We start from the raw sequence: 11,833 nt of genomic DNA on the forward strand, positions 1-11,833 counted from the left end.
GGCTCAACAGCCGCCTCACCCATCTACTGCGGATGATCGATGTCGAAAGACAACGTCGTGAAGCCCAGCGCCGCCGACCTTCCCTCTCAGCAGGCCCCCCCGATGAGTCATCCCGCTAAGTCATGCCCCTCGCCGGCAGTGGGCGCCTCAGCTCCAAAAGCCCGGATCGTCTTCGAATCCAGAGACGCACTTCCTCCGATCAAGCTGGCACAGGTCACTCATCTGTTCCGTGAGCATTGGCTGTTTCGCGTGAGCGTCTATGAGCATCAGGAGGCCTACGACAGCGAGCGGGAGGCGATGCAGTCAGCGAAACGTCTGCTGTTCACCCTCTTCGGTGACATCGCCTATGACCAGCAGAAGGCAGCACTTCGCCGCGGTGATATCGCCCTGGCCCTTCGTTTCGCTGAACGCCGTGGGTACTGGCAGGGCCGACAGGACGAAAAGCACCTGCAACAGGCTGCCGTTGGTAGTGCGCTCGCTGTCTTGAGATACCTGTAGGTTTCCGAAATTGCTGCAAAACTTTGGAAATACCCAAACCGAAACCAGCCGATGACAGCAATTGGCCGAGTGCAGCCCGTTGCCACCGGCTGCACTCGGCCAATAGCAGTCCTTCATCACTGGATTAAAATCGGTCGAAAGCGGACAGGTAGGAAAAAAGCTAACAGTGAAGAAGTTCGCCTATCGTGTAATAAAACCCACAGCCCATAGACAGACTTATTTAAGTCAACGAACCCAATACAGCCTGGCAATAAGTGGAGTGTGTCGGAAAATATATCTGCGCCATAGACTTGCCAGAATATGCCGCCATCCAGGCATATGCGGGTAATCTCCAGCTCGCCGTTAGCGCTTCAATGTTAGATGACCGCTAGTATAGCTCAGGCTTTGATAATTACTGTATCTGCATCTAGTGGAAGATGTGAGCCTTTAACCCGCAATTCATTGATGGCGTAAAGTATTGTCAGGTTCAGGGCCTCTGCGCTTCGCATGGTTCGAGGGGTGATGAATCTGAAGACACTGGCGTAAATTTCAATATCCAACAGCGTCAAAAGCATGCCACTATTCCTATACTCAATAAAATGCTTTATAGGTGGGTCTAACGCAGACAGCGCCTGTCGGAGGTCGTCCATTTCGATTTCCGCTCATCTAACCAAAGGCTATAATGAGAAGACACCTGGTAAGATAGACTGTTATCCACCGCTCATCAGATGAGCGAAAACGTGATATTGCCATAGATACTATCTCTCATGAATGGTTATCGTAGCGATTTTCACTATAGGAGCGTGGCATGAAAGAGCTGGATAGAAAGCACGGAATAGAGCTGCTCGAGCGGTACTCAGCGGAACAAGACGCCATTAATCAGCTACTACGTCAAATTTATGAATGTCATGGAACAGCTGATACCGAAGCTCTTCGCAATATGCTGGGTCTATGCATTGTCGAAATTCAAGAACGACAAGAGACCGTTTTAAAGGCGTTTCGCTTTCTATTGGAATCTGACGCAAGACCTCAAGAGACCTAGCGAGACGGTAGTCGCGACCTAAAATGCGAAGTGCATCGCTTAATTTTGGGATCTTCTCATTATCGTTTCGCTTGCGCAAATTTAACACGGCGAGGAGCTAACTCGGCAGACTTTGCGAGCTAAGGCATGATATTCAAAGTAAAGCATCTTGCTACTGGCACGTAAAAACCTCCTTATGGTGCTGGTATGCCGGCAACTACGAATGGAATTGAAAAATGAGCGAAGCAAGAAAATTGTACGTTGGCACCAGAGAAGTCGAACATCTCACCCGGCAAAAAATCAGCATCGAATAACTGAAATTATCAGCTGATAGGGCCGTTTTAGAAATCCTGTTCCAGCGTTACGCGGAGAATCTCGAAAAAGTCCGCATACTTGAGCTTGACTTGAATAGGCTTAAGGTCATTCACTGAGGTTTGAATAGCCGGTTCTCTAGCGAAAATCTTGGTTCAAGCAGAGGTAGCCCCGAAACACTGCAGCGATCAAGGATGTCATTCTCGGCGTGGCCGTTAGTTACACCGGCATTGACGCGGGAGAAGAACTTGCAGAGTTGGTTAAGATCCCAGGCCAAACCAATGCCGCCGGCCGTGCCCCATCTAACCAGATTTTCACCGCCCCAGTCAGATGGATCCATTTTTTACTTTAGAAAAGAAAAAGCCCGGCGCAATGGCTGGGCTTTGTTTGGTTTGCAATTAAGCTAGCGAGGCGCTGGCTCTTGGTCGTCGATATCGCCCGTCACCGGATCTTCCGGAGCGTCCAAATCGGAATCAGGCTGATTTGCTGGGTCGGCCTGGTCAGGGTCCAAGGGTTCAACCGCATCAGGCTCAGTAGCCTGCGCGAAACGAGAACCCGCGATAGCCGCGTCAATCCCGAATAGCGATCTCACTATCATGGCCGGCGCAATCGGCGAACTGAAGCTTTGGAAGACTCTGGACGTAGTGATCATTTACCACCTCACATTGAGGCCGAAAATGGCCTCATAAGCTTGGAAGTGGAAAACACACGCTCGTTCAGTGGCCACTATTACCGACGGTCCCTATTGTTAGGGATTCACTTTCTCGTTCCTATCGGCCGCCTTCGAGCGGTCGGAAAGCGCTTGTTGACGGAGCTTTGCAATTTTGGTTAAGCGGATCTGAGCGTTCCGTGCCTGAGTCTCTTCAAGCGTAGGCGGAAGGTCTTCCGGGGCTGCTCCTGCATCAATTCTTGGTCTTCGAATATCTGACATCGTTGTCTCCCATGTTTACGATATATGCTCTGCATGGGAAGGGGTAATCGGTGCACAGTTCAGTGGCCACCATTACCGGTTGTCTGAAGACAAAGGCAAAAGTTCGGTGAAAATCCGATCCGCTTACGCTTGACCGAAACGTACCCTCCTTTGCCAAGCTAGGTAAGTCGCACGTGGAGGTAAAAATGAGTCATCAAGTAAATAAATTCAGTCTTACCTCCTACGTGGAGGCGTTCTTCCCATCAAACTTCGAGGTGATGCTCGAACGAAGCGAGACCAATCCTGACGATAGGATCCTCACCGTCTGCGACGTAATAACTGACAGGACCACGAGCTATGAAGGTCCGTTGCTCGCAATTCTGGACATCTGTTCGATGGGCGCGATCGCGGCCGACCTCTGCAACGAGCTCTGCGGTCACGCCGCGACGCGCCGTGTGGAGATCAGCAAGCTAAGGAAATGGTCGTAAGGGATATGATCGTAGGCAGGCGTCAGCCACTCGTCATCTAGGCCACCGCGATTTTTTCGGCCCTCACCTGCAGGCAGGTGATCTGCCAACTGCCGGCCTAGCCGAAGAACAGCACCCGTATAACCTGCTTCTGGTCGTTTACCGCCCTCGCCGAAGGTCAGCTACGGGTCGACCGCCAACGGCAGCTTTGGGTCGATAGCAGCCATTCGAGCTGTTCTCAGGTCTTAAAGTCTATCCCTTAATTGCTCACGGAAATTCTGCAGGCGGTCGCAGCTATCACAGGCAGCCCCTAGGGCCGTCGCATGAATTGCCACCAGCAGTCGCAGCAATTTCGAACATCTAAAGCCGCCAATGGAGGCCTTCGTCGGCGAGCAGTCGCACTCGTTTCGGAAACCGACGATACCTCAGCTGACCCAGATCACGACCTCTAGGTAGAAGTCGTTTCCTAACCTCCTGCGATCTAGATACGGTTTCCCGCTGACCCAGCCTGCCTGATCACGTTTCCTGTACCAGCCATTTCTTTGCCTGGTACTGCGTATGCCCCCTCTACTCTCCCGCTCGCTAGCTGGGCCGCCGCTCCGCTGGCTGATCTATGCACTCGCCGCCTGCAGCGCGCCCCTCGCGGTGGCTGACGTGCTGGCTATCTCCAACGCCGCTCACCCCCTGACCAACAGCGCTGGGGCTCGCGTCGTTCTGCTGGACGCCCCCGAGCGCCTTGAGCGGCAGCTCTCCGAAGGTCTGCCGGCGGACCCGCGGCACGCTGCAGCCATCATGCAACAGCGTATGCGCTCGGCGTCGGCGCAGCAGCTGGGCCGGGATCTCGCCAAGGCGCACCAGGACGTCGCTGACGTCTGGAGCCTGGGGGTCACGAAGCTTCCTGCCGTGGTAGTCGATCGCCAGTATGTGGTCTACGGCCAGCCCGACGTGGCGGCCGCCGTGGCCAGCATCGAGCGCTTCCGGAGCACTGGCCGATGACGCCGCGTCTGCAGCGCCTCCAGCGCCTCGCGCTGGCCATCCCGCTGGCCACCAGCCTGCAGGCCACGGCAGCGGTCACCACCGCGACCATCGTGTCGTCTTCGCTCTCCCCCGAGTGCCTCGAATACAAGGTAGTCGGCATCTGCTACTGGCTGTTCTGCACGCCGTTCGGCTGCAAGGTGAAGACCTCGGCCAAGGTACGGCACTTCGTGCCCGATGCCGTGGTATCCAGCTACGCCAATACCGGTGAGAACCCGTGGACTGAGATGGCGTCTTTCAGCCCGGTCAGCAGTGTCGCCGCCGGCGGCAATGACCCAGGCGACAGCGCGACTCAGGCGAACGCCACCGTCAGCGCCCGGTTCAAGAACACCGACGTCATCGGCCACCCGGGTGGCTACGCCTTCAGTCAGTTCGCCAGCGGCTCCGGCTACACCTGCAAAGGCGCCGGTACCGCCTACATGCCCTACCTGCTCAGCAACTACGACTACCTGGCTTGGCGATACGGCATTCCCGAGGTCGTGTATCCGGAGGCCCTCATCCCGGGCAAGCGCGAAGTGGGCGGCACCTTGTCCGGCGACCTGTGGGGCAATGTCTATCCGCGCAGCGGCTTCCTGCATCAGCCCGACGACTACAAGGCCGCGGCGGTCATGGCCCAGCGCGCCGGCGACGTGGTCACGCGCTCTGGCCAGATCCACGTCTACCAGCCTCTGCTGGCCCAGGCCGAGGACGGCTATTGGCCCGCGGGCGAGCTGCTCGAGGGCGACGCCACCACCGGCAAGTGGCAGGAGCTCACGCCCACGCTGAGCCAGAGTTGTGCTGCCTTCCCCAACCCGGGCCCACACGTCCAGGACGCCGTCGGCGCCTATGCCTGGGCGCTGTGGCGCCCTTACAGCTGCTGCAAACGTGAAGGCCAGGTCTTCCTGGGCAGCACCGACTTTCAATGATCAGGGAGCCGTCGATCATGAGCACCACTCGCCTCACCCTGCTGGCCAGCACCTGCCTGGCCGGCCTTCTCCTCGGCAGCGCTGTCCAGGCGGCCGAGCCCTACCGCGTGCAGTCCCAGGGCAGCGTCATCGGTGACGACGTGCTCTACAGCATCGGCGGCGGCAACGCCGTGTCCATGGGCAGCGTCGGCAACATGGATAGCATCCAGATCGGTGGTGGCTGGAACACCAACCTGATCTGCGGAAACATGAGCCTGACCAACACCCTGCAGAACCAGCTCAACGGCGCCACCCAGGGTTTTCAGACCATCATGAGCTCGGTGCTGCAGAACGCCACCAGCGCCGTCGCTTCCCTCCCGGGCCTGATCCTGCAGCGCGCCAACCCAGGCCTATACAACCTGATCACCAACGGCATTGGCCAGGCGCGCCTGGATTTCGATCGCTCGAAAGGCACCTGCCGCGCCATCGCCGACAAGATGCTCGATGTCGCCGGCGGCCAGGTTGGCTGGAACAAGCTCGCCGAGGGTGAGGCGATGAAGTCGGCCGCTGCCGGCACCACCGATGCCGTCGCGGCCATCAACCAAGTCGAGCAGAAGAGCGGGAACGAGGGCGTGACCTGGGTTGGGGGGAGCAAGGCTGGGGGCAGTGGCCAGCAGCCCATCAAGGTGGTCGGCGACGTCACCAAGGCCGGTTACAACATGCTCAGCGGCCGGGCGCCCACCAGCACGGGGAGCATCCCTGCCAACAGCTGTAACGGCGGCCTCGTCTGCAGCACCTGGTCATCACCGCAGGAGGCCGCGACCTTTGCCACCCGCGTCCTGGGCGAGCAACAGCAGCAGACCTGCGACAACTGCCAGAAGACGGTGACCCAGGCCGGGGTCGGGCTCACCCCGCTTATCCAAGAGACCTACGACACCAAGCTCAAGGCGGTGAACGCGCTCATCGCCGGCACCCAGCCGATGACGGCAGAGAACCTGGCTGCTGCCGGCAGCAACTCCATCCCAGTCACCCGCGGCATCATCGAATCGCTGCGTACCGAACAGGACCAGGACGTGCTGGCCAAGCGGCTCGTGTCCGAGGTCGCCCTGGCCGATGTCATCGAGAAGGCCCTGTCGCTGACACGCACTCTGGCCGCTGGCCGTCAGGAGCCCAATGTGGCCGCCAACCAGGTCGCCCAGACGCAGGTCGACCAGAACGCCGCCAACCTGCAGGCCGAGATCCAGAACCTCAAGACCGAGCTGGACATGCGCCGAGAGCTGGCCGGCAACTCGCCGACAACCATCCTGCAGCGCGCCTCGATCCGCAAGGATGCCTCCAAGGGCATCTTCCAGGGCGATCCTCTGCCGAACCGGCTGGATCGCACCGAAAATCCGGCGAAAAAGGCCGACTGATCATGACTACTTCTTCTTGGACTCAGCGCGTTCGTACCGGACTCCGAATCGGTCGGCGCGGCCTTCGTCTGACCTGGTCGTTGCTATGGCCCTTCCTGCTGGCGGTATCCATCGCCCTAGGCTTCGTGCTGGTGGCGGCGTGGGGCTTCGGCGACCTGCAGAGCTATCGGCAGTGGCAGGCCGATCATCACATCCACTTTCTGGCATGGCGGATCTGCCTATACGCCGGCCTGGTGGTTTTCTGGTGGCCCAGCCGGAAGCGGCTCATCGCACAGACCAATGATCGCGGACGCCTCTATCGCTGCGAAGTGATGGTCGTATTGGTCATCGGCCTCTTCGAATTGCGCAATGCCGGGATGCTGTAGGAGATCGCCATGCAGCTCTATACCAACGACTACCTTGAGTATTACCTGACCCTGGTGGGCTGGATCATCAACAGCGGCATCTGGGAAATGATCGGCGGGACCGGCCTATTCGCCGCGCCCTTCGCCGCCATCGTTATCCAGGAATGGCTACGGGCCCGCGGCGAGGGCCAGGACGAGGGCAACAAGGGAATCCTCAGCTTGGCCAGGATCGAAAATCGGTTCTATACAGCCATCTTCGTCATCATGCTCGGGCTCATGCCATCCACAGCGGCAACCATCAGCTTCTCGACCATCCAGTACGACCAAACTCGCTCCAAGCAATGCCAGGTCGACGTGCCCAAGCCGGACGCAACGGGCTGGGCAACCTCCTTCAGCACCCTCAACGGCAAGAGCGCCCAGGTGCCGGTCTGGTGGATGGTGGTCCACGCCCTGTCGAAGGGCATGGCAGCGGGTGCGGTGGCCAGTATTCCCTGCGGTCAGGATCTGCAGCAGCTACGCATGGAGGTCAACGCCGAGAGGATCGACAATCCCCTTCTCGCGCAGGAGGTAGCAGACTTCACCAACGACTGCTACGCCCGGGCTCGCGCCAAGCTTTTCATGACCCAGCCCACCCTGACCGACAAGCAGTACCTGGACATCAGCTGGATCGGCTCGAAGTACTTCCTCAACACCAGCGGCTACTACAGCGATGGCAGCTCGGGCTTCCGCTCACATACGCCGCGGACGGCCTGGCCCTATGATGCAACCCGAGATGCGGGCCTTGCACAGACCACAGGAGGCGGGGGCTATCCCACCTGCACCCAGTGGTGGTCGGACGGCTCCATTGGCCTCAAGGCGCGACTGCTGGCACAGGTTGAACCTGACACCCTCACCAAGCTCGCCAAGTGGGCGAGCTTCATGTCTCAGGACGAGGTGAATGACTCAGTGATTCGGGACCTGGTCTCCCCGAAGAAGCAGACGCTGACGCAGGGGCAGGTCTACGGGGACTACGGTGGTCAGGTGGGTACCACAATCACAGGTGATATCACCCGCGTTGCTTCAGGATTAGGTCAAGCGGTTGGCTCAATTGCGTACTTCCCAGCAATGGACAGCGTCCGGCAGGCCGCGCCGATGGTAATGGCCTTCTTGAAGATGGCGTTCATCATCTGTATCCCCATCGTGCTGGTACTGGGGACGTATGACCTCAAGGTGGCCATGACGCTCACGTTCGCCCAGTTCGCGCTGATCTTCGTGGATTTCTGGCTGCAGCTGGCGAGGTGGGTCGACAGCACCATCATGGACGCGCTGTATGGCACCGGAATTTACAAGGTCAACAATACCGCACCCCATGCGAACTTCGACCCTATTATCGGCCTTAGTAACATGCAAGGGGACATGCTTTTGAACTACGTAATGGGTGCGATGTTTCTGATCCTGCCCGCGTTTTGGGTTACCGCACTGACGTGGTCAGGCTACAGCATTGGCAGCGTGCTCAGTGGCTTGGATAAGGGCGCGCAATCTGCGAAGAACGAAAGTGCGGCAGGAGGAAAGATGGCCGCTTCAGCCGTGATGAAGCGAGATGCATCAAGGTAGCGGACACAAAAAAGCCCCTGAACTTTAGGGGCTTTCTACAGAGACGATCGCTCAGTCGTGGATCTTCAAACCCATATTGTCGTAATAGCCATAACCGTCAGCACCATCTCTGTAAGCGCCATTGTAGTCGCACTCCTTCAGAGCCATGTTCAGACTGGGAGAAACTGACGAGTTACGGTCGAGCCCCCCAACGACTATGTAGGCCACAAAACCAAAGCCAACGAGAGGTACTACCAGCATCCAGGAGTACATCAGCGCAGACACTACTAACACAGCTCGTAAAAGGAGTTTGAAGCCATGCACCATGGTGGTGGATAGTCCAAAACCACTGAGAGCTTTTGCCACAAGACGCTCGATGCAGAACAGGGGCATCAGCGCCTTAGCGATGTAGCGACCCACGTTTGAAGCGGGTGACTGTGCTGAACTGAACATATGAACACCCCATACTGCGTCAAAAGGGATTGCGTTATGACATCATTTATACGCCCCAACTCACTAGCCTGCAACAGCTTTATCGTGCTAGACACTGCAGAGACTTGAGCAATCTGTCATATGGATCAAGGGGTTAGGAGCGGAAATGGGCTGGAGCAAAGGAGGGAATGGAAGGGGGCTTTAAGGGTAAAAGCCCTACCAGAAAGGGCTCCGCCGTTGGTGAAATGACCTCCAAATGTTGGACAGGGTTGGTTTCAAGCAACGAGCACTGGTCTGAATGGGAACTAGAGAGGTGGCCTCTGCGAGATCGCCTCACGCAAGGTATCAAACGATGCTTCGCTAGGACTCACCAACGCAAAGTTGTAGCCCTGTCCTGACCAATAGTCAGCCGTAACGTCGCTTTCCCTACGAGATCCGTGGCCAACGTCGCGCTGGCTGTTGGGATGCCGCACATAGAAGATCACTTGGCGCCCTTTCGTATCCCGGTAGAGCACCATCGCGGCGGCGCCGGTGTCCGTGGCCATGAGACGACCACCCACTGGGATCAAGCCGAAGCGCTCCAGGTTAGGGAGGGCGGGCGCCTGCACAAATGTCCTTTCAAGCCAATGCTGAATCGCACCGTCCTGGCCGGTTACATCGACTGGCGGCCGCCCCTCGGCGCTCGCAAATAGTCGATAAGCCTCCACGGCATCCGCCATTGGAACGTGCGCCCGCCGCAGCATCGATTCCCGTGCCTGCCACCCTAAGCCGCTACCCAGGCCTAACGTCAGCACTAGCGAAGCGAGATAAGTCATACGTCTTTTACGTCTGGCGACTATCCGGTGTCGCACGACTGCTGGCATAAGGTGTGTCGGTAAAGGCTCAAGCACGGGAGAAAAAATCAGCCGTAGCCGACGATTCTGCTCGCGGATATCAGCTACCCGTGCGGCATCTTCCGGATGGGTTGCAAGATAGCGCATCACCTCCTCGTGCCGCAGCGCATCCAACTGATTGTCGGCATAAGCCATCAACTCTTCAGGAGTAGGAGGTCGATACATCATTTCAATACTCGCAAAGCGGCGGTAGCCAAAGGACTTTCGTGGATCTGTCTCAAGGCCGCGCGTGCCCGCGCCAAACGAGACATGACGGTTCCCAGTGGAATGCCAAGCGCCTGTGATACATCGCGATAGCTCATGCCTTCCACCGCGACCAACAGCAGCAGGGCACGCTGTTCGTCATTGAGTCTCTCAAGATTCGTCAACGCTTCTTGATCCAGATAGATCGTCTCAGCCGAAGGCTCAACCGGGACCTCTTGGAATCCCAGCCACTCCAACAGACGACCATAGCGGCGCTCACGACGTCGGCCATCAACGAATTGGCGGTACAGGATGGTGAACAGCCAGGCTCGCACATCACCGGCGGGACAGCGCGTGTTCCCATGCGTAAGCGCCCGTTCTAGACAACTCTGGACCAAGTCATCGGCGCTGGCTTCGTGACGAGTAAGCGATCTTGCGAAGCGACGCAGAGACGGTAGTAGCTGAGAAAGCATGGCGTCATCAAGCATGGACATTCCCCTGGTATCGCTGACAGACGCTTGAGCTGACCTTTTATTCCCCACAATTTTTATTTTTGTAGGTATGGAATAACCCAGACCGTACAAACGTCTGCATTGGAAACTCACCAGTCTGCTGGAGCGCCACGTGTTTTCAGTCAAACACCCGTTGTTGGCAGTCACCCTTCTGGTGCTCGCGCTTCCCATTGCCTGGGCCGAACCTGATAGCAGCGCCGCCACGGCGCAGGCCGACAACCGTCAGGCCATGGATCAGATGATGGCCGCGATGCACAAGCCCAGCAGTGGCAACGTAGACCGCGACTTTGTGACCCAGATGACGGCACATCACCAGGGTGCGATCGAAATGGCACGGATCCAATTGCGGTATGGCCATAACGAACGCCTACGCCGTCTGGCCCAAGAGATCATTGTCACCCAACAACAGGAAATCGCCGTCATGCAGCAGGCGCTTTCTGAATTGCCCGCCTCTCCAACTCGGTAATCCTCATGCCTCGATTGTCGCTCACCCCGCTCGCCGCTGTGTTGTTAGTAATCTCCTGCACCGCTTCAGCCGGTCAAGTTCCGCGTGCTGCTGCACAACCGGACATCACGATTAGTTCCCAAGACCGTGTGTATACGGCGGAGCAGTTCTCCAACACGGTATCGGTGATTGATCCCAGCACGGAAAAATTGCTCGGCGTCATCACCCTAGGCGACAGCCAACCCAAGAACTTGAGTCCTTTGTACAAGGGCGAGCTACTGGTGCATGGCTTGGGATTTTCGCCAGATGGGCGAACCTTGGCCGTCGTAGCGATAGGCTCGAACTCCGTGTCCTTCATCGACACCGCCAACAACCAGGTGAAGGGTAAAACCTATCTGGGTCGCGCGCCTCATGAAGCCTTTTTCACCCCTGACGGCAAAGAGCTTTGGGTCACGGTACGGGGCGAGGACTATATCGCCGTGATCGACCCGGTGACTTTCAAAGAGAAGACGCGAATTGGCGTACCGCCAGGCCCTGGCATGCAGATCTTCTCCCCTGATGGCCGCTATGGCTACGTCTGCTCCTCGTTCACTCCGGAAACCGTAGTGGTTTCGGTTGCCGAGCATCGAATTGTTGGCCGCGTCGCTCAGGCGAGTCCCTTCTGCCCCAACATCGCTGCGTCTGCAGATGGCCAACAGGTCTGGCTCACCCTAAAAGATGTCGGTAAGACCCAGGTGTTCGCAGCCAAACCGCCGTTCAGCTTGATTAAGACGCTTGATACTGGCGCGATCACTAATCACGTCAACTTGGTTCGCAATGCCCGCGGAAGCTTCGCCTATGTAACGGTAGGCGGAGAAAATCGAGTCAAGGTCTTCCGAACCGATGATTTCAGCCAAGTCGCCAGCATTCCTGTTGGCGCTTTGCCCCACGGTCT

At 57.7% G+C, this 11,833-nt stretch carries 14 protein-coding genes; 10 read left to right on the forward strand and 4 right to left on the reverse strand.

Annotated features, from left to right (window positions below; all coding sequences use genetic code 11):
• Nucleotides 1-39 precede the first annotated feature (39 nt).
• Complete coding sequence (locus QKY98_RS11385) at nucleotides 40-498, forward strand: hypothetical protein (RefSeq protein ID WP_284670929.1); 459 nt, start codon at nucleotides 40-42, stop codon at nucleotides 496-498.
• Nucleotides 499-875: 377 nt separating this feature from the next.
• Here the strand turns inward: QKY98_RS11385 and QKY98_RS11390 are convergent, their stop codons facing one another.
• Nucleotides 876-1,052: a hypothetical protein gene (locus tag QKY98_RS11390; protein WP_155951382.1), complete on the reverse strand. Its 177-nt coding sequence runs from the start codon at nucleotides 1,050-1,052 to the stop codon at nucleotides 876-878.
• Between the two features lie 233 nt (nucleotides 1,053-1,285).
• On the opposite strand from QKY98_RS11390, the gene QKY98_RS11395 reads away from it, so the two are divergent.
• The 7 genes from QKY98_RS11395 to QKY98_RS11425 all read left to right on the forward strand — a co-directional run bounded on the left by QKY98_RS11395 (nucleotide 1,286) and on the right by QKY98_RS11425 (nucleotide 8,455).
• Entirely contained in the window at nucleotides 1,286-1,519 is a 234-nt protein-coding gene (locus QKY98_RS11395; RefSeq protein ID WP_144949569.1) for a hypothetical protein, read from the forward strand.
• A gap of 1,407 nt (nucleotides 1,520-2,926) precedes the next feature.
• The gene (locus tag QKY98_RS11400; protein ID WP_027602314.1) at nucleotides 2,927-3,208 is read left to right on the forward strand and encodes a hypothetical protein; all 282 of its coding nucleotides are present in this window, start codon (nucleotides 2,927-2,929) and stop codon (nucleotides 3,206-3,208) included.
• Between the two features lie 633 nt (nucleotides 3,209-3,841).
• Entirely contained in the window at nucleotides 3,842-4,183 is a 342-nt protein-coding gene (locus QKY98_RS11405) for a TIGR03757 family integrating conjugative element protein (protein ID WP_284670930.1), read from the forward strand.
• Entirely contained in the window at nucleotides 4,180-5,127 is a 948-nt protein-coding gene (locus tag QKY98_RS11410; protein ID WP_284670931.1) for a TIGR03756 family integrating conjugative element protein, read from the forward strand. The genes QKY98_RS11405 and QKY98_RS11410 overlap by 4 nt, the downstream gene beginning before the upstream one ends.
• Nucleotides 5,128-5,144: 17 nt before the next feature.
• Entirely contained in the window at nucleotides 5,145-6,518 is a 1,374-nt protein-coding gene (locus QKY98_RS11415; RefSeq protein ID WP_284670932.1) for an integrating conjugative element protein, read from the forward strand.
• 2 nt (nucleotides 6,519-6,520) lie between these two features.
• On the forward strand, nucleotides 6,521-6,883 hold the full coding sequence (locus QKY98_RS11420) for a hypothetical protein (protein ID WP_284670933.1): 363 nt from the start codon (nucleotides 6,521-6,523) through the stop codon (nucleotides 6,881-6,883).
• A gap of 9 nt (nucleotides 6,884-6,892) precedes the next feature.
• Complete coding sequence (locus tag QKY98_RS11425) at nucleotides 6,893-8,455, forward strand: conjugal transfer protein TraG N-terminal domain-containing protein (protein ID WP_284670934.1); 1,563 nt, start codon at nucleotides 6,893-6,895, stop codon at nucleotides 8,453-8,455.
• A gap of 51 nt (nucleotides 8,456-8,506) precedes the next feature.
• Here the strand turns inward: QKY98_RS11425 and QKY98_RS11430 are convergent, their stop codons facing one another.
• The 3 genes from QKY98_RS11430 to QKY98_RS11440 form a co-directional block, all read right to left on the reverse strand.
• Nucleotides 8,507-8,887, reverse strand: coding sequence for a DUF3742 family protein (locus QKY98_RS11430; protein WP_284670935.1), 381 nt, complete (start codon nucleotides 8,885-8,887; stop codon nucleotides 8,507-8,509).
• A 284-nt stretch (nucleotides 8,888-9,171) separates the two neighbouring features.
• Nucleotides 9,172-9,894: an anti-sigma factor family protein gene (locus QKY98_RS11435; protein ID WP_108576350.1), complete on the reverse strand. Its 723-nt coding sequence runs from the start codon at nucleotides 9,892-9,894 to the stop codon at nucleotides 9,172-9,174.
• Between the two features lie 29 nt (nucleotides 9,895-9,923).
• Nucleotides 9,924-10,436, reverse strand: coding sequence for an RNA polymerase sigma factor (locus QKY98_RS11440; protein WP_027597937.1), 513 nt, complete (start codon nucleotides 10,434-10,436; stop codon nucleotides 9,924-9,926).
• 130 nt (nucleotides 10,437-10,566) lie between these two features.
• Between QKY98_RS11440 and QKY98_RS11445 the strand changes: the two genes are divergently transcribed.
• Both QKY98_RS11445 and QKY98_RS11450 read left to right on the forward strand, forming a co-directional pair.
• Nucleotides 10,567-10,920: a DUF305 domain-containing protein gene (locus tag QKY98_RS11445; protein ID WP_058777457.1), complete on the forward strand. Its 354-nt coding sequence runs from the start codon at nucleotides 10,567-10,569 to the stop codon at nucleotides 10,918-10,920.
• 5 nt (nucleotides 10,921-10,925) lie between these two features.
• Nucleotides 10,926-11,833: YncE family protein (locus QKY98_RS11450; protein WP_284670936.1), on the forward strand; the 908-nt coding region annotated here is incomplete at its 3' end.

The organism is Pseudomonas sp. HR1 (genome assembly GCF_030175875.1).
GTDB classification, from domain to species: Bacteria; Pseudomonadota; Gammaproteobacteria; order Pseudomonadales; family Pseudomonadaceae; genus Chryseomonas; species Chryseomonas oryzihabitans.